The sequence below is a fragment of the Tepidiforma flava genome (assembly GCF_027594505.1).
Taxonomy (GTDB): Bacteria; Chloroflexota; Dehalococcoidia; order Tepidiformales; family Tepidiformaceae; genus Tepidiforma; species Tepidiforma flava.
The window spans coordinates 814,081-830,512 of record NZ_CP115149.1; the positions used below are offsets into that span (position 1 = coordinate 814,081).

21 protein-coding genes and 1 pseudogene are annotated in these 16,432 nt (G+C 72.1%); 11 read left to right on the forward strand and 11 right to left on the reverse strand.

Annotated elements, in window-relative coordinates:
- The first annotated feature begins 2 nt into the window (after positions 1-2).
- The 8 genes and pseudogenes from O0235_RS04965 to O0235_RS04995 all read left to right on the forward strand — a co-directional run bounded on the left by O0235_RS04965 (position 3) and on the right by O0235_RS04995 (position 6,961).
- A complete protein-coding gene (locus tag O0235_RS04965; RefSeq protein WP_270057431.1) occupies positions 3-902 on the forward strand; it encodes a 50S ribosomal protein L11 methyltransferase in 900 nt (299 codons plus the stop codon).
- 74 nt (positions 903-976) lie between these two features.
- Positions 977-1,801, forward strand: coding sequence for an isocitrate lyase/PEP mutase family protein (locus O0235_RS04970; protein WP_270057432.1), 825 nt, complete (start codon positions 977-979; stop codon positions 1,799-1,801).
- An 89-nt stretch (positions 1,802-1,890) separates the two neighbouring features.
- A pseudogene (locus tag O0235_RS15665) lies at positions 1,891-2,085 on the forward strand (helix-turn-helix domain-containing protein); the annotation flags it as partial.
- Positions 2,086-2,377: 292 nt separating this feature from the next.
- Complete coding sequence (locus O0235_RS04975; RefSeq protein ID WP_270057433.1) at positions 2,378-2,806, forward strand: PASTA domain-containing protein; 429 nt, start codon at positions 2,378-2,380, stop codon at positions 2,804-2,806.
- Positions 2,806-4,149, forward strand: a complete 1,344-nt coding sequence (gene rimO, locus O0235_RS04980; protein ID WP_270057434.1) for a 30S ribosomal protein S12 methylthiotransferase RimO — start codon at positions 2,806-2,808, stop codon at positions 4,147-4,149. The genes O0235_RS04975 and rimO overlap by 1 nt, the downstream gene beginning before the upstream one ends.
- Positions 4,150-4,198: 49 nt before the next feature.
- A complete protein-coding gene (locus O0235_RS04985; RefSeq protein ID WP_373324426.1) occupies positions 4,199-5,527 on the forward strand; it encodes a glutamine synthetase family protein in 1,329 nt (442 codons plus the stop codon).
- A gap of 73 nt (positions 5,528-5,600) precedes the next feature.
- Positions 5,601-6,146 carry a DinB family protein gene (locus O0235_RS04990; protein ID WP_270057436.1) on the forward strand — a complete coding sequence of 182 codons (546 nt, stop codon included), beginning with the start codon at positions 5,601-5,603 and terminating at the stop codon, positions 6,144-6,146.
- Entirely contained in the window at positions 6,143-6,961 is an 819-nt protein-coding gene (locus O0235_RS04995) for an aldolase/citrate lyase family protein (protein ID WP_270057437.1), read from the forward strand. The genes O0235_RS04990 and O0235_RS04995 overlap by 4 nt, the downstream gene beginning before the upstream one ends.
- 13 nt (positions 6,962-6,974) lie before the next feature.
- Here O0235_RS04995 and O0235_RS05000 read toward each other — a convergent pair whose 3' ends face one another.
- From O0235_RS05000 to trxA, 3 genes are all read right to left on the reverse strand, one after another.
- Positions 6,975-7,274 carry an FmdB family zinc ribbon protein gene (locus O0235_RS05000; RefSeq protein WP_270057438.1) on the reverse strand — a complete coding sequence of 100 codons (300 nt, stop codon included), beginning with the start codon at positions 7,272-7,274 and terminating at the stop codon, positions 6,975-6,977.
- 70 nt (positions 7,275-7,344) lie between these two features.
- A complete protein-coding gene (gene trxB, locus O0235_RS05005) occupies positions 7,345-8,289 on the reverse strand; it encodes a thioredoxin-disulfide reductase (protein ID WP_270057439.1) in 945 nt (314 codons plus the stop codon).
- A 76-nt stretch (positions 8,290-8,365) separates the two neighbouring features.
- Positions 8,366-8,692 (reverse strand): thioredoxin, encoded by a 327-nt coding sequence (gene trxA / locus O0235_RS05010; RefSeq protein WP_270057440.1) that lies wholly within the window; start codon positions 8,690-8,692, stop codon positions 8,366-8,368.
- Positions 8,693-8,804: 112 nt separating this feature from the next.
- Here trxA and O0235_RS05015 point away from each other — a divergent pair, with 112 nt between their 5' ends.
- The gene (locus O0235_RS05015) at positions 8,805-9,083 is read left to right on the forward strand and encodes a metal-sensitive transcriptional regulator (RefSeq protein ID WP_270057441.1); all 279 of its coding nucleotides are present in this window, start codon (positions 8,805-8,807) and stop codon (positions 9,081-9,083) included.
- Position 9,084: 1 nt separating this feature from the next.
- Here the strand turns inward: O0235_RS05015 and O0235_RS05020 are convergent, their stop codons facing one another.
- The 3 genes from O0235_RS05020 to O0235_RS05030 are packed head-to-tail and all read right to left on the reverse strand — an operon-like array spanning position 9,085 to position 10,777.
- A complete protein-coding gene (locus tag O0235_RS05020) occupies positions 9,085-10,179 on the reverse strand; it encodes a glycerate kinase (protein WP_270057442.1) in 1,095 nt (364 codons plus the stop codon).
- 1 nt (position 10,180) lies between these two features.
- Positions 10,181-10,354, reverse strand: coding sequence for a hypothetical protein (locus tag O0235_RS05025; protein ID WP_270057443.1), 174 nt, complete (start codon positions 10,352-10,354; stop codon positions 10,181-10,183).
- Between the two features lie 27 nt (positions 10,355-10,381).
- Entirely contained in the window at positions 10,382-10,777 is a 396-nt protein-coding gene (locus O0235_RS05030; RefSeq protein ID WP_270057444.1) for a nuclear transport factor 2 family protein, read from the reverse strand.
- Positions 10,778-10,859: 82 nt separating this feature from the next.
- Between O0235_RS05030 and O0235_RS05035 the strand changes: the two genes are divergently transcribed.
- A complete protein-coding gene (locus O0235_RS05035; protein WP_270057445.1) occupies positions 10,860-11,510 on the forward strand; it encodes a hypothetical protein in 651 nt (216 codons plus the stop codon).
- On the opposite strand, the gene O0235_RS05040 is transcribed toward O0235_RS05035, so the two are convergent.
- The 5 genes from O0235_RS05040 to O0235_RS05060 all read right to left on the reverse strand — a co-directional run bounded on the left by O0235_RS05040 (position 11,507) and on the right by O0235_RS05060 (position 15,170).
- On the reverse strand, positions 11,507-11,932 hold the full coding sequence (locus O0235_RS05040) for a PaaI family thioesterase (protein ID WP_270057446.1): 426 nt from the start codon (positions 11,930-11,932) through the stop codon (positions 11,507-11,509). The two genes, O0235_RS05035 and O0235_RS05040, sit on opposite strands and share 4 nt — an antisense overlap.
- Positions 11,933-11,937: 5 nt before the next feature.
- Positions 11,938-12,837, reverse strand: a complete 900-nt coding sequence (locus tag O0235_RS05045) for an enoyl-CoA hydratase-related protein (protein WP_270057447.1) — start codon at positions 12,835-12,837, stop codon at positions 11,938-11,940.
- Between the two features lie 44 nt (positions 12,838-12,881).
- Positions 12,882-13,130 carry a hypothetical protein gene (locus tag O0235_RS05050; RefSeq protein ID WP_270057448.1) on the reverse strand — a complete coding sequence of 83 codons (249 nt, stop codon included), beginning with the start codon at positions 13,128-13,130 and terminating at the stop codon, positions 12,882-12,884.
- On the reverse strand, positions 13,123-13,389 hold the full coding sequence (locus tag O0235_RS05055) for a hypothetical protein (protein ID WP_270057449.1): 267 nt from the start codon (positions 13,387-13,389) through the stop codon (positions 13,123-13,125). The genes O0235_RS05050 and O0235_RS05055 overlap by 8 nt, the downstream gene beginning before the upstream one ends.
- Positions 13,390-13,481: 92 nt before the next feature.
- Entirely contained in the window at positions 13,482-15,170 is a 1,689-nt protein-coding gene (locus O0235_RS05060) for an aldehyde ferredoxin oxidoreductase C-terminal domain-containing protein (protein ID WP_270057450.1), read from the reverse strand.
- Positions 15,171-15,276: 106 nt separating this feature from the next.
- On the opposite strand from O0235_RS05060, the gene O0235_RS05065 reads away from it, so the two are divergent.
- Entirely contained in the window at positions 15,277-16,413 is a 1,137-nt protein-coding gene (locus tag O0235_RS05065) for an acyl-CoA dehydrogenase family protein (protein ID WP_270057451.1), read from the forward strand.
- Positions 16,414-16,432 lie beyond the last annotated feature (19 nt).

Consider the following 16,432-nt stretch of genomic DNA (forward strand, 5'->3'; position numbering starts at 1 on the left):
GGGTGACGCACCTCTGGTTCGAAATCACGGCGAAGACGCCGCCGGCGCTGGCCGATGCGGTGGCGGATATCGTGCGGGGGGTCTCGCCGGGCGGCATCAGCATCGAAGAGCCGGTCGACATCCTCGGGCCGGAGCAGGGGTTCCGGGTGCGGGGCGGGGAGCCGGTCCTCATCCGCTGCTACCTGCCGTCATCGGAGCTGGGGGCCGTGCTGGTGGAGGACCTGCGGCGGGCGATGGAGGCGTACCCGTCGGTGGAGCTGAGCGCGCGGCCGATTTACGAGCAGGACTGGGCGGTGTCGTGGCGGGAGTTTTTCGGGGTGGTGGAGACGGGCGGCCGGGTGGTGGTGGTGCCGTCGTGGGTGGAGCACGCGCCGGCAGACGGGCAGATCGTCATCCGGCTGGACCCGGGGCAGGCATTCGGGACCGGCCATCATGAGACGACGCGGCTGTGCCTCGCGATGCTGGACGGGCTGGTGCAGCCCGGCGCGCGCGTGCTGGACGTGGGGACGGGGTCGGGCATCCTCGCGATCGCTGCGGTGAAGCTGGGCGCGGCGGAGGTCGACGCGATCGACATCGACCCGGTGGCGGCGGAGGTGGCGGCAGCGAACTGCGCGGCGAACGGCGTCGAGGCACGGGTGCGGGTGCGGGCAGGGCGGCTGGAGCCGGGCGACATCGCGGCGGCGTACGACCTCGTGGTGTCCAACATCAGCCCGGACGCGAACATCGGGCTCGTGCCGGTGTTCGAGCGGGCCGTCCGGGCGGGCGGCGACCTGCTCCTTTCGGGGGTGCTGGAGCCGGACGTGCCGCGGGTGACCGCGGCCTGCGCGGCGGCCGGGTTCGCGCCCGCCGAGACGCGGTTGGAGCGGGACTGGGCGGCGATTCACCTCCGGCGGGCGGGGTGAGCGGTGGACAGGTCCGCCGGGCGAGCCGAGAATCCGCGGGCGATGGGGACCGGACGGGCCGGGAGGATGGCGGGATGAGCGCGGCGGCGGAGTCGCCGGGTGCGCGGCTGCGCGCGCTGATGGCGCGCGGGCTGGTGCTGGCGCCGTTCGTGTTCGACGGCGTGCAGGCGCGGCTGGCGGAGGCGGCAGGGTTCGCGGCGGTCTACCTGAGCGGCTTCGGGACGGCGGCATCGTGGGGGCTCCCGGACCGGGGGCTCATCGGGCTGGGCGAGATGGCGGCGAACGCGGCGCGGGTCGCGGGGGCGGTCCGGGTGCCCGTCATCGCCGACGCCGATACGGGCTACGGGAACGAGGCGAACGTCGCGCGGACGGTCGAGCTGTACGAGCGGGCGGGCGTGGCCGCCCTGCATCTCGAAGACCAGGAGTGGCCGAAGCGGTGCGGCTTCCTCGAGGGGAAGCGGGTCATCCCGGCGGAGGAAATGGAGCTGAAGGTGCGGGCCGCCGTGCGGGCCCGGCGGGACCCCGCGACGGTGATCATCGCGCGGACGGATGCGCTGGCGCCGCTGGGCCGGGAGGCGGCGGCCGAGCGGGCGCGCCGGTATTACGCCGCGGGGGCGGACCTCGTCTTCCTCGACGGGCTGAAGGACCGGGAGACGATCGCCTGGGCGGCCAGGGAGCTGGCGGACGTGCCGATGGTGCTGAACTCGTGGCTGGTGACGCCGGCGGAGGCGGAGGCGCTGGGCTTCCGCGTCTACCTGCAGCTGGGGGTGATGCTGCGGCACTTCGAGGAGTTCCGGCGGGCGCTGGAGGAGCTGCGAGCGACGGGGCGGGTGGCGCTCGGCCCGGGGGCGGGGGTGGAGTGGATCACGCAGCTGCTGGACAGGGAAGCGGGTGAATGACGGGACGGGATAGGGCGGTTTTCGTTCGTCTACCGTTTAGGGGTGGAACCTGATACGTTCGCGATACCCCTGCTGGGGCACGACGGCCTATGGGTGAACTTGGGAGCCTGTTGACGCGCGCGCGGGAGGCGCGCGGGTTGACGCTCGAGGATGCTGAACGCGACACGCGCATTTCGCGCCGGTACCTGGCGGCGCTGGAGGCGGAGCAGTTCGACGTGATCCCTGCGCCGGTGTATGCGCGCGGGTTTTTGCGGTCGTATTCGCAGTACCTGGGACTGGACCCGCAGGAGATGCTGGCGATGTTCCCGCGGGAGGACGAAGACCCGTACGGGCGGGAGGCGGAGCCGGCGCGCCCGAGCATGGACCGGCCGATCAGCCCCGTTTCGGCCTCGCGGCCGGCGTGGCGGACGAAGCCGGGCGCGGCGGCTGCGGGGCCCGCCGGGCCGCGGCCGGCGCCGGGCCGGCCGGCCCCCCGCGAGGAAGAGCCGGTCATCGGGCGGGCGGCGGCGCCGCGGCGGCCGGCAGCCGACGCCTGCCGGGGGCGGGCGCGAGCCGATCATCGGGGTCGACATCGGGGTGCCGGCGCCGGCGCGGCGGATCAACCCGGACCCGGCGGCGCAGACCCGCTCGGCGTTCATCGCCATCGTGGCGATTGCGGCGATCCTGGGCGTCGTGTTCGTGGCCTACCTGCTCGCGAACCTCGCGGGGGGGAACGATACGACGCCGCCGGGGTCGCTGGGGAACACGCCGGCGCCGACGCAGGCGGCGGGCTCGACGCCGACGGGGTCGAGCGGGCTGCCGGTGACGCCGGGGCTGGTGCCGGACGTTCGCGGGGTGCAGGAGGCGGTCGCGGTGCTGGCGATCCGGGAGGCGGGCTATGAGCCGCTCGTGCAGCGGGTGAAGAGCAACCAGCCGGCGGGGACGGTCATCGACCAGTCGCCGGCGCCGGACGTGGAGATGGCGGCCGGGTCGCGGGTGCAGATCGTCGTGAGCGAGGGGCAGTGATGGCGGTGCCGCGGACGTACCACCTCGTGACGCTGGGCTGCCCGAAGAACGACGTGGACAGTTCGCACCTGGCGCGGCTGCTGGAGGGCGGCGAGCTGCTGCCGGTGGCGGACCCGCGGGAAGCCGACGCGATCATCGTGAACACCTGCGGCTTCATCGAACAGAGCCAGGCGCAATCGATGGCGGCGGTGAAGGAGCTGGCGGCGGCGAAGCGGGACGGGCAGACGCTCATCGTGGCCGGGTGCATGACGCAGCTGTACGGGCGGGAGGTGAAGGAGGGGACGCCGGGCATCGACCACGTGTTCGGCGTGGGGCAGTGGCATGAGGTGGCGAAGCTGCTGCAGGTGGACGTGGATGCGATCTACGACATCCCGGAGAGCAACGTCCGGGTCGCGGGGCCGAGCGCGTACCTGAAGATTTCGGACGGGTGCGATGCGCCGTGCACGTTTTGCGTGATCCCGAAGATCAAGGGCGGGCTGCGCTCCGCGCCCGCGGGGCTGCTGGTAAAGGAGGCGCAGCGGCTGGCGGCGGCCGGCGCGAAGGAGCTGGTGCTCGTCGGGCAGGACACGACGGCGTGGGGCGAGGACCTCGGGATGCCGGCGGGGAGCGGGCTGCCGGGCCTGCTGCGAATGCTGAGCGAGGCGGTGCCGGGGACGTGGCTGCGGCTGATGTATGCCTACCCGAGCCGGGTGACGCCGGAGCTGATCGCCGCGATGGCGGAGCTGCCGAACGTGGTGCACTACCTCGACGTGCCGCTGCAGCACGGGAGCGAGGCGGTGCTCCGGCGGATGAAGCGGCCGCACAACCTCGAAAAGGTGCACCGGTTCATCGAAGAGCTGCGGGCGGCGATGCCGGACATCGTGCTGCGGACGTCGTTCATCGCCGGGTTCCCGGGGGAGACGGAGGCGGAGTTCGAGGAGCTGCTGGCGTTCGCGCAGGCGGTGGAGTTCGACCATGCGGGCTGCTTCACCTATTCGCGGCAGCAGTGGACGGGGGCATACGGGATGGAGGGGCAGGTGCCGGACGAGGTGAAGGCGGAGCGGCGGGAGCGGTTCATGGCGATGCAGCAGGAGATCTCGGCGCGGCGTGCGGCGCGGTTCATCGGCCGGGAGCTCGACCTGCTGGTGGAGGGGACCGGGGAGGACGAGGACGGCCGGCCGGTCGTCGCCGGGCGGACGTACCGGGAGGCGCCGGAGGTGGATGGGCTGGTGTTCGCGCGCGGCCGGGCCGAACCGGGGGAGCGGGTGCGCGTGCGGATCGAGGATGCCGGGGCGTACGACCTCTTCGGGCGGGTGCTGGGCGGGGGCGGGCCGCGCCGGCGGGGCCGGGCAATCTCCCCGTAACACGGGTTCGGTACACTGCCCGGTGGTGCGCGGAGCGCGCCGGGAGCCGCTGCCGATGAACGAATCCGCTGAGTACGTCCTCTCTGCCTGCCGCGAACACAACGTGAAGTTCATCCGCCTCTGGTTCACGGATATCGTGGGGGCGCTGAAGAGCTTCGCGATTACGGTGGAGGAGCTGGAGAAGGCGCTCGAGGAGGGGATGGGGTTCGACGGGAGCAGCATCGAGGGGTTCGCCCGCATCGATGAGTCGGACATGGTGGCGAAGCCGGACCCGGCGACCTTCCAGCTGGTGCCGTGGCGGCCGAAGGAAGCGAGCGTCGCGCGGATGTTCTGCGACATCACCTACCCGGGCGGCGAGCCGTTCGAGGGCGACCCGCGGTACGTGCTGAAGCGGCAGCTGAAGCGGGCGGCGGACCTCGGCTACACGTTCTACGTCAGCCCGGAGATGGAGTACTTCTACTTCGCCTCGGAGAGCGAGCCGGTGCCGCTCGACCGGGGCGGCTACTTCGACCAGATGAGCGACGCCGGCAGCGACCTCCGGCGGGAGACGGTGCTGACGCTGGAGGCCATGGGGATCGAGGTGGAGTACAGCCACCACGAGGTGGCGCCGAGCCAGCACGAGATTACGCTCCGGTATACCGACGCGCTGACGATGGCGGACGCGGCGATGACGTACCGGCTGGTGGTGAAGGAGATCGCGGCGGCGAACGGGGTGTACGCGACGTTCATGCCGAAGCCGATCGAAGGGGTGAACGGGAGCGGGATGCACGTGCACCAGTCGCTCTTCAAAGGGGAGCGGAACGCGTTCTTCGACCCGGACGACCCGTACCACCTGAGCGCGGTGGCGAAGGGGTACATCGCGGGGCTGCTGCACCACGCGCGGGCGATCACGCTGGTGACGAACCAGTGGGTGAACAGCTACAAGCGGCTGCTGCCGGGGTTCGAGGCGCCGGTCTACCTGAGCTGGGCGCGGCGGAACCGGAGCGACCTCATCCGGATTCCGGAGTACAAGCCGGGGAAGGAGATCCACACGCGGATCGAGTACCGGTCGCCGGATGCGGCCTGCAACCCGTACCTGGCGTTCGCGGTGATGCTGGCGGCAGGGCTGGACGGGATCGAAAACGAGCGGCCGCTGCCGCCGCCGGTGGAGGAGAACGTGTTCGAGATGACGCCGGCGGAGCGGGCGGCGCGCGGGATCGAAATGCTGCCGGGGTCGCTCATCGAAGCGATCGAGGTGGCGGAGAAGTCGAGCTTCCTGCGGGAGGCGCTCGGCGACCACGTGTTCGAAAGCCTGATCGCGAACAAGCGGATCGAGTGGGAGCGGTACCGGCGGCACGTGACGGATTTCGAGCTGCGGGAGTACCTGCCGATCCTGTAGGGGGTGGCAAAAAACTGCTCGCGCTGGTGATCGATTTCGCGTAGACTGGCGCCCAGCGGGGATGGAGGCGCACGTGAGCGAAATCGGGACGTACCGTTCGGAGTTGACGGCGCGGCTGCGTTCGGTGACGGACGACCTGGCCTGGGTGGTGCGGGGGCTGGTGGCGGAACAGGCGCACTACCGGCCAGTCCCCGGCGAGTGGTCGATACACGAACATCTCTCGCATCTGCGCGATATGGAGCAGGAGGTGTACCTGCCGCTGCTCCGGTGGGCGACGGTGCCGGAGATGCTGGACCCGCGCGATTACAGCCGGCGGGAGTGGCGGGAGCGGCGGTACGACCCGGACGAGCCGCTCGGGACGATCATGGCGGACATCCAGCGGATGCGGGATGAGGAGCTGGCCATCTTCCGGGCGATGGGCGACGCGACCTGGACGCGCTACCGGACGGACACGCGCTGGGGGCCGCTGACCTGCCAGTGGATCGCGGAGGTGATGTACCGGCACGCGCTGGACCACCTGCAGGGGGTGATGGCGCTCGTGGGCGACCTGCACCTGGCGGCGCTGGAGCCGCCGCCGATCATCGTGGGCGGCTACATCGGCGGCGGGGCGAACCGGTGAGGCGGCTGCGCAGCATCGTGGCGGTCGGCAGCGGCGGGCTGGACGCCGCGCAGGAGGCGCTCGGCTCGGCGGCGGACGCGATCCTGCTGAGCGTGGCGGATGCGCGGGTGCCGCTCGATGCGGCGCGGCGGAACGCTGCGGCGGTGCTGGGGGCGGCCGGGCAGGCGGAAAAGGCGGCGCTCGTGACGGTGAACCACCCGAAGACGCGGCTGCTGCGGGACGATCTCGATGCGCTGCTGAGCCCGCTGGTGCGCGGGGTGCTGCTGCCGCACGCGGTCGAGGCGCAGGACGTGCGGGATATGGCGGTCGCGCTGCGGGAGTTCGAGCTCCGGCGGGGGATCGAGCCCGGCGACACGGCCGTCTTCCCGGTGATCGATACGGCGCGGGGGCTGCTGCATGCGGAGCAGATTGCGATGGCGGCGCCGCGGGTCGGCGGGCTGGTGCTGCACGCCGAGCGGCTGGCGCGCGACCTCGGGGCGCGGCCGGAGCAGCGGGGCGACCGGCTGGCGTACGCGCGGGGGAAGGTGGTCGCGGTCTGCCGGGGGCTGGGGATCATGCCGCTGGTGACGAGCGACGGGCTGGAGCTGACGTACCTCGCACAGTGCGGGTTTGCGGGGGCGGTCCTGCCGGACGTGCGGTACGTGGTGACGGCGAACGCGGCGTTCGCGCCGGCGCCGCTGGTGAAGGACCGGGCGAACGCGGCGGTGGAGGCGTACGAGGCGGCGCGCGCCGAGGGCGCCTGGGCGGCGCGGTTCGAGGACGAGGTCATCGACGCAGAGGCGGCGCGGAAGCTGCGCCACCTCATCGGGGAGTAGGCGCGGCGGGCGCTCAGTCCGGCTCGGGCGGCAGGTCTTTCGCGAGCTTTTCGTAGCGGCGGGCGTACTTGCCGACGTCGGGCGCGGGGCCCATGGCGGCATCGACTTCCTTGCCGTATTTCGCTTCGGCCTCGGCGATCTTGTCCTTCAAGGTCTGGTGGCGGACGAAGGCGCTGACGACGCGGCGCATTTCGTGGCCGCGCTGGCGGCCGGCCGCGGGGCAGGGGGGCGGGTCGACCTGGGCAAGGACGGTGCGGGTGAAGACCTCGGCCATGGCCCCGCATTTCGCGCACTTGAACTCGTAGAGCGGCATGCGCGGATCCTAGCGGTTCGGGCCGGGCTTGCGAAGGCGGGCCGGCGGGTTTCGCCGGCGGGGGCGTGCGTTACCCGTGGCGCTCGGGGCGGGCGTCGAGTTCGGCGAGGTAGTGCTCGGCGCTGATGGCGGCGGTGGCGCCGTCGCCGGCGGCGCTGATGAGCTGGCGGGCGGCCTTCGTGCGGAGGTCGCCGGCGACGAAGAGGCCGGGGAGGGCGGTCGTCATGTCGAGGTCGACGATGGCGTGGCCGCCGGGGTCGAGCGGGACGAGGCCCTCGAGGAGGTGCGAGTTGGGGGTCTGGCCGATGAAGATGAAGACGCCGTCGATGGGGACGGTCTCGGTTTCGCCGGTGAGGACGTTGCGGAGGCGGACGCGCTCGACGCTTTCGGCGCCTTCGATGGCATCGACGACGGTGTTCCAGCGGAAGCGCATCTTCGGTTCGGCGAAGGCGCGCTCCTGGAGGATGGCGCTGGCGCGGAGGGTGTCGCGGCGGTGGACGACCGTGACGGTGCTGGCGTAGCGGGTGATGAAGAGGCCTTCATCGATGGCGGAATCGCCGCCGCCGACGACGATGACGTCTTTCCCGGCGAAGAAGGCGGCGTCGCAGGTGCCGCAGTAGGAGACGCCGCGGCCGGTGAATTCAGCTTCGCCGGGGACGCCGAGTTTGTTGTAGTCGGCGCCGGCGGTGACGATCACAGCGCGGGCGGTGATGGTGCGCTCGGAGGTGGCGAGTTCGAAGCCGCCGCCGGGGCGCGGGGTGAGGCGGTCGACGGGCTCGTAGGCGAACTCGGCGCCGAATTTTTCGGCCTGGCGGAACATGAGCTGGGCGAGGTCGAAGCCATTGACGCCGTCGGGGAAGCCGGGGAAGTTTTCGACGATGTCGGTGGTGGCGATCTGGCCGCCGATGACTTTGCCCTCGAAGATGATGGTCTTGCGGCGGGCGCGGGCGGCGTAGATGGCGGCGGTGAGGCCGGCGCCGCCGGCGCCGATGATGGCGATGTCGTAGTCGCTCATAGGGTGCTCCGGGGAGTGGAAGCGGCCGCCGGTTGCCCGGGCGGCCGCTGGGGGTGGCGCCGGTGGGGTGCCGGGCTCAGGCGAGGGCTTCGTCGAGCCGCTTCTTGAGGTCGCTCTTGGGGCGGAAGCCGACGATGGTGCCTTTGAGTTCGCCGCCCTTGAAGATGAGGAGCGACGGGATGGAGCGGATGCCGAACTTCGCAGGGACCATCGGGTTCTCGTCGGTGTTGATCTTGAGGAAGTTGACCTTGCCGGCGTACTCCTGGGCGAGCTCTTCGACGATGGGGGCGACCATGCGGCAGGGGCCGCACCAGGGGGCCCAGAAATCGACGAGGACGGGCAGGTCGGACTTGACGACGTCGTGTTCCCAGGTGGCGTCGGTGACTTCGCGGACTTCGGACATGGGGGTGGTTCCTTTCCCGGCGTGGCTGCCTCGGGGATTGCGGTGTTGGACCGGTAGTGCGACTATACCCCCGAGGGGTATACCGAGTCAAGCCCCGGGATGGAGGCGGCGCGTGAACGATGAGGAGATGAAGCGGCTGCTGGACCGGCTGGCGCGGGTGGAGGGGCAGGTGCGCGGGCTGCGGAAGATGCTGGAGGAGCAGCGCTGCTGCGAGGATGTGCTGACGCAGCTGCTGGCGGCCCGGTCGGGGCTGGAGAGCGCGGGGCAGCTGGTGCTGGAGCGGCACTTGAACGATTGCGTGCTGGGCGAGGGGGCGGTGGACGAGCGGACGGCGGAGCGGCTGCGGGAGACGCTCCGGCTGTGGAGCCGGCACAGCGGGCGGGCCGGCTGATTCAGGCCGGCTGTTCGGCGGCCCAGTCGGCGGCGAGCTGGCGGAGGAGGTCGGCGGCGCGCTCCATGGCGCGGGCGGGGTCGGGTTCGAGCGCGGCGAGGGTGCGGGCGCCGGGCAGGCTGGCGCGGCCGGCGAAGACCACCGCGGGCTTGCCGGCGGCGCGGGCGGCTTCGAGGACGCGGCCCGTCACTTTCCCGGCGAGCGACTGCTCGTCGTAGCTGCCCTCGCCGGTGATGACGAGGTCGGCCGCAGCGAGCCGCCCGGCGAAGCGGGTGACGCCGGCGACGATATCGAAGCCGCTTTCGATGGCCGCGCCGAGGAAGGCGCGGAGGCCCCCGGCGAGGCCGCCAGCGGCGCCGGCACCGGGCAGGTCGCGGAGGTCGACCCCGGTAACGCGGCGAACGACGGCGGCGAACCGTTCGAGCGCTTCCTCGAGGAGGTCGACCTCGGCGGGGGAGGCGCCTTTCTGGGGCGCGAAGACGCGCGCGGCGCCGGCCGGGCCGCAGAGGGGCGAGCGGACATCGGCGGCGACGACGACGGAGAAGCGGCCGAGCCACGCGGGCGGATTCCATTCGATCCGCTCGAGGCGGGCGAGCGGGCCGCCGCCGGGCGGGATGTCGGCGCCGGCGCCATCGAGGAAGCGGGCGCCGAGGGCGCGGAGCGCGCCGGCGCCGCCGTCGGTGGTGGCGCTGCCGCCGACGCCGATGAGCATGCGCGGGGGTTCATCGGCGGCGGCCGCGGCGATGAGTTCGCCGACGCCGAAGGTATCGGCGCGGAGGGCATCGCGCTCTTCGGGCTTCAGGTGGAAGAGGCCGTTGGCCTGCGCGGCTTCGATGACGGCGTCGCCGGTTTCGCGGAGGCGGAGGTAGCGGCCGAGGACCGGGCGGCCGAGGGGGTCATGGACGACGGCGGCGGCGGTATCGGCGCGGACGGCGCGGCGGAGCGCATCGAGGAGGCCGGGGCCGCCGTCGGAGAGCGGGAGGAGGTCGAGCTGCCAGCCGGGGCGGGCCGCGCGGATGCCGGCGGCGATGGCGGCGGCGGCTTCGTCGGCCGCGAGGCTGCCTTTGAACTCCTGGGGAGCGATGAGGACGCGCACGTCAGCTGAGCCAGAGCCGCCAGGCGGCGATGAGGACGATGGCGATGATGTAGCCGTAGGCGACGTTGCGGAGGAAGCGGAGGGTATCGCGGGCGCGCCGGTCGCGGAAGACGACCGCCATCACGATGGTCACCGCGAAGAAGGTGACGATGGCGAAGGCGAGGAGCGACTTCATGCGTGGGCCGGCGCGCCGGGCGTTGGCTCAGCTGTCGCCGACGACGGTGCGGCTGGCGAACTTCCAGCCGTCGGCGGTGCGGCGGAGTTCGTCGCGGTAGATGGCGGTGACGAGGATGGAGGCCGGGGGCTGCTCGCCGGGGGTGAGGCGGAGGAGCATCAGGTAGCAGGAGCCGGTTGCGGCGTCGCCGTCGCCTTCGAGGACGAGATTGTTGGTCCAGTGGCGGGCCTTCATGCGGGTGGCGAAGGCCGTGCCGAAGCCCTGCAGCTGGTCGCGGCCGGTGAAGGTGCCGGTGGCGGAGGAGAAGGTGCCGTCGGGGGTGAAGCAGGCGGCCCAGGCGGCGCCGTCGCCGGCATCGATGGCGTGGTTGTAGCGGGCGTAGAGCTGCTGGATGGCGAGCTGGTCGTCGACGCTGAGGGGCACGGGAGCGGAAACCTCCGGAAATGGTGCGCCGCGGGGCGGCTGCTGGCGTACGATAGGGCAATCGCTGGAGAAGGGCACGCTGATGCGCGGATTCGGGATTGGTGCACTGGTCGCCGGGGCGGTGCTGCTGGCTGCCGGCTGCGGGGACGGGGCCGCGAGATACCCGGCCGGGCTGGCAGATGACGCGTACGACCTGGAGGCGATGGCGCTGCAGCCGGCGGACCTGCCGCCGGGGTTCGAACAGCAGAGCCCGGGGGAGTTCGAAAACGAGGCGTGGGCCTCGGTGTTCCAGACGGATGACGTGGAGGCGAAGCTGCGGCAGCTGGAGGCGCAGGGCCGGCAGCGGAACTTCGTGACGCTGTTCGGGCCGCAGGGGCTCGGTCCAGTGCTGGCGGTGACGGCGATTTCGACGCTCTACACGGACGCGGCGGCGGCGGAGCGGTCGCTGCGGGAGTTCGCCTGCGGGCTGCCGATCGAGGCGAACGTGCAGCTGGAGCCGCTGCTCGTGCCGAAGCTGGGCGACGGTTCGAACGGCTTCCTCGAGCGGCAGTTCTCGGAAGGGGCGCCGACCTTCGTGGACGCGACGGTCTGCTTCCGGACGGGGCGGGTCGTGCACGCGATCCAGGCGACGAGCGTTGCCGGGGTGGAGGATGTCGCGTTCCTCATCCGGCTGGCGGAGCGCCAGCTGGCGCGGGTGGATGCGGCGTTCGCGGCGGCGGAGCGCGGCGGCTAACCCGGCGGCGGCGCCTGGCGGAGGGCGTAGAGGGTGCGCCCGCGGGCGCAGAGGCTGCCCTGGGCATCCGTGATGGCGACTTCGGCGTAGGCGAGGCTGCGGCCTTTGCGGATGATGTGGGCTTCGGCTTCGGCGCGGGGGCCGTGGACGGGGCGGAGGTAGGTGATGCCGAGGTCGGCGGTGCCGTTGGGGACGTCGCCGGGCTGGAGGCTGGCCTGGAGGGCGAAGAGCATGGCGATATCGACCATGGCGGCGAGGACGCCGCCGTGGACGGCCCCGCCGACGCCGGAGAGGGTGGCGGGGCCGGTGCGGAGGGCGATGCGGGCGTAGCCGGGGCGCGCCTCGAGGAGTTCGAGGCCGAGCAGGCGGTGGAGTTCGGTGGCGGCGAACCGCTCGGCCAGGTGGGGCGGGACGGCGCCCATGGCGGCTACCAGGCCGCGGCAGCGGGTTTGGGGGCGTCAGCGGGGGCGCAGCCGTAATCGCCGAAGGGGCCGTCGCGCCAGTCGAGGGCGGCTTTGAGGCCTTTTTCGCGGGCGATGCGGCCGAAGGTTTCGCCGCCGGGGCGGACGCGGCCGAGCTCCTGGATATCGCCGCCGACCTGGAGCGAGGTGCGGAAGCCCATGATTTCGTAGACGCGGTTGATTTGCCGCTTGGTCATCTGGAGCATCGGGCCGTCGATGTTGGCGATGCGCTCGGCGAGGGCTTCGGCGGTTTCGCAGAGGCGGTCGATGGGGACGGCGCGGTTGGCCCAGCCGAGTTCGACGGCTTCGCGACCGGTGACGCTGTCGCCGGTGTAGAGGAGTTCGCGGACTTTGCGCATGGGCAGGTGCCAGGGGTGGTAGATGATGTCGACCGGGGTCATGGCGCGGACGGGCGGGTAGCCGATGATGGCGTCCTCGGCGACGACCATGAGGTCGCACATGGTGGCGAGTTCGGTGCCGCCGGCGAGGCAGTAGCCGTGGACCTGGGCGATGATGGGCTTGGTGCACTCCCAGAGGATCCAGTAGCCGGAGAGAAGGTGCTGGGGCCACTGGCCCTGGCCGGGGTGGATGGGGCCGACATTGGGGAGGCCGGAGCGCTTTTCGACGTAGTCGCGGTCGTCGGCGGTTTTGGAGATGCCGGAGAGGTCGTAGCCGGCGGAGAAGGCGCGGCCGGATCCGCGGATGATGATGACGCGGACATCGGGGTCCATTTCGAAGTCTTTGACGGCGTCGAAGAGCTCAGCGCGGAGGTTGTGGCTGAGCGCGTTCATTTTTTCGGGGCGGTTGAGCTGGATGATGCCGTGGCGCTGCTGCTTGATGGTGAGGATGTCGCGGTAGTCCTTCATGGCAGCGGGGATTGTGGCGCGGCGGGCGGGGGATGTCGACGGGGCTACCCCGAGCTGCGCAGGGCATGTGCGATGGCGTCCCTGACCACATCGCCGTCGAGGTCACACTGCACGACCAGGAACTCCCGGAGCTCGGCCGGTGTGATAGATTCGCCGTCCTCGAGGCGGCCGACCCAGGTAGCCTTCGGACCTGTGACTTTGCCAGAAGAGAGCCAGTGAATCCCGTCGCCGCCGTCGAAGTAGCCGAGCTGCTCGAGGACGGCGGCGACTTCGGACTGCCCGAAGTCAGGCACCGATAGGCACCCGGACCTGCCACGTCTCGGCGTCATCCGCTGGCCTCGGGCTGAGCGACTCGAGGAACGCGGCCCGGGCGGGCTCATCGAGGCTGGCGGCGTACCGCTCGACGCTTTCGATGAGGTCTGCGAGCTTGCGGAGGAGCGACGGTTCGTCGGCGGCGACGATGAGCGCAGGGAGCTCGCGGCACGTCGCCATGAGCCTGCCGTCTTCGCGCCGGCGGATATCGAGGGTCAGGCGGCGGGTCGGTACGGGCACGGCGAGTCCTCCGGGTCGTTCATGGTCGTTCCTGCACCGCGCGGCCGTCAAATGGCAAGAGGCCTTCAAAACGTTCTTCGGCATCGGCCTCCTCAGGTCCAGACGGCGTCGACCAGGGCGTCGGGGATGTCGAAGACGGCGGGGCCGTCGGGGAGGTGGAGCGGTTCTTCGCGCAGCCAGCGGGGGAGGCGGTCGTCGGCGCGGGTGAAGCCGGCGCGGCGGTTGAATTCGCGCTCGGCGTCGATCGCTTCGCGGGCCATGCGGAGGACGGCTTCGTCGTCGCAGGGGATATCGAAGCGGGCGCTGGCGAAGGCGGCGATATCGGCCGGGAGGGCGTTGGTGAACTGGCAGACGCCGGCGGAGTCGATGGCCATCATGACGAGCTGCTCGTGGCGGCTCTGTTTGACGAGGGTCTCGGCGTTGACGCCGCGGGCGGTGACCATGCCGGCGGTGTGGTCGGCGCCCTGGGGGCTGGTGGCGTAGGTGATGCCCATGCCTTTGAGGGTGCGGGGCTCCCAGGCGGGCAGGCCCTGGCCTTTGACGGCCGGGACGCGGTCGATGCCGTAGGTGCGGGCGGTGTGGACGGTGCCGTTGCCGATAATGCGGCCGAGCGGGGTGCCGGCGCGGACCTCTTCGAGGAGGCGCTTGGTCCCGTCCCAGTCGCCCCAGGGGAGGACGCCGGCTTCCATGGCGACGCCGATGGCGTTGCCGATTTCGATGGTGTCGAGGCCGATGTCGTCGCAGAGGCGGTCGAGCTCGGCGACGGCGTCGGCGGGGCCGATTTCGAGGTTGGAGCCGAGGAGGGCGATGGTTTCGAATTCGAGCGCGGTGGTGACGTGGTTGCCGTGTTCGTCGTTGAAGAGGATGGCGCATTTGATGATGCACCCGGCCATGCAGGGGAGCATCTTGCCGCCGCGGCTGGCCCCGAGCTCTTCGATGTGCTGGCCGGAGATGGTGTGGGCGTGCTCCCACGTGCCGAAGCGGTGGTTGCGGGTGGGCATCGACTGGATGGTGTCGCGGTTGACGAAGCGGACGACGCCGGCGGTGCCGACGGTGGAGAGGTTGCGGGTGCGGGGGTCTTCGAGGACAAGTTTGGAGAAGCTGGTGACCTGCTGGCGGAAGTCGTCCTTGCGGAGGCCGGGGATGGTGCGGGGCGCGCCGGTGTCATCGACGACGATGGCCTTGAGGCCTTTCGCGCCCATGACGGCGCCCGGGCCGCCGCGGGCGGCGTGGCGGGTGGGCCGGCCTTCGGGGTCGGTGACGGCGACGGAGGCGGCGGCCATGCGGTGCTCGCCGGCGGGGCCGATGGTGGCGGCGGCGCGGAAGCCGGCGGCTTCGCCGACGAGTTCGCGGTGGAGGTCGTAGTTCGAGCGGCCGGCGAGGTCCGGCGCCGGGCGGAGGCGGATGCCGGCGCTGTCGATGTCGAGGCGCTGCCAGCCGGAGGGCGAGGCGCCGGTGATGAGGAGGGCTTTGATGCCGAGGCGGGCGAGGCGGTGGCCGAGCTGGCCGCCGACGTTGGCCTCTTTGATGCCGCCGGTGAGCGGGCTCTTGAAGACGAACGAGGTGCGGCCGCTGGTGGTGACGGCGGTGCCGCCGAGGAAGCCGGGGCAGATGGCGAGGGTGGCCGCTGGATGGAGGGGGTGGATGGCCGGGTCGGTCTCTTCGAGCAGGATGCGGGCGCCGAGCGCGCGGCCGCCGAGGTAGCGCCAGCGCTCCGGGGCGCGCTCTTCACGAATCTCGCCCGCGGTCATATCGACCCGGACGATGCGGTCGATCTCCATGGAGGCTCCGGGGGTTCGGGTTTATGTAGCGGGCATCCTACACAATCAGCGGTGGAGGGTCAGCGCGCGGGGCGGGGAAGCGCGGGGAGAGCGGTATACTCGGGGCATGCGCTGGTGGGAGCCGGAAGCGGTCATCGGCCGGGATGTCGCGGAGCTGGCGCGCGCCGAGGCGGCGGAGGCGGAGGCGCGGAGCGCGCTGACGCCGGCGCAGGTCGCGGCCATCGTGGAGCGGGGCTGGTTCAAGGCGTGGGTGCCCCGGGAGTTCGGCGGGCTGGAGCTGGACCTCGAAGCCGGGCTGCGGCTGTTCGAGGCGGCGGGCTGGGCCGACGGGTCGTTCGGCTGGAGCGTGATGATCGGCGCCGGGGGCGGCGTCTTCGCCGGGCTGATGCAGGAGGCGACGGCGCACGCGGTGTTCGACCCGAAGGAGGCGGTCATCGCCGGCTCGGGGAACCCGCGCGGGACGGCGGAGCGGGTGCCCGGCGGCTTCCGGGTGCGCGGGCGGTGGCAGTGGGCGAGCGGTGCGCCATGGGCGACGACGTTCACGGCGAACTGCGTGGTGACCGACGGCGGACAGCCGGTGCAGGGGGCGAACGGCGCGCCGCTCATCCGGGCGATGGCGTTCGAGCCGGGGCAGGTGCGGATCCTTTCGACGTGGGACGCGAACGGCATGCGGGGCACGGCGAGCCACGACATCGAGGTCGATGACGCGTTCGTGCCGCTGGAGCGGATGTTCTCGGTCTTCGAGGGCGAGCCGTGGCACGCGGGGACGGTGTTCCGGGTGCCGTTCGTGGAGTTCGCGGAGGCGACGACGGCTGCGGTGCTGCCGGGCATCGCGCTGCGGCTGTTCGAGCTGGTGGCCGCCTCGGCGAAGGAGCGGGGCGAATACGGCGGGCCGCGGCTGCTGGCGGAGCGGCACGACGTGCGGGCGCGGCTCGCGGACGCGCTCGTCGGCATCGAGGCCGGCCGGACCTTGCTGTTCGACGCGGCGCGGCAGACGTGGGCGGAGGCGGAGCGGGGGCGGCCTGCGGCGGCGACGCTGGCGCGGCTCTCGCTGGGGGCGAACTTCGCGGCCTCGAGCGCGCTGCGGGCGGCGGGGCTGCTCGCGCCCATCGGCGGGATGGGGCTGAACCAGCGCGCGAGCGAGGCCGGGCGGGCGTGGCGCGACCTCATGACGGCGGGGCAGCACGGGGCGATTCGGCCGACGGTGCTGGCGCCGCGGGGCGCTGAGCTGCTGACGGACTGACCGGGCGCGGCACGGAGGC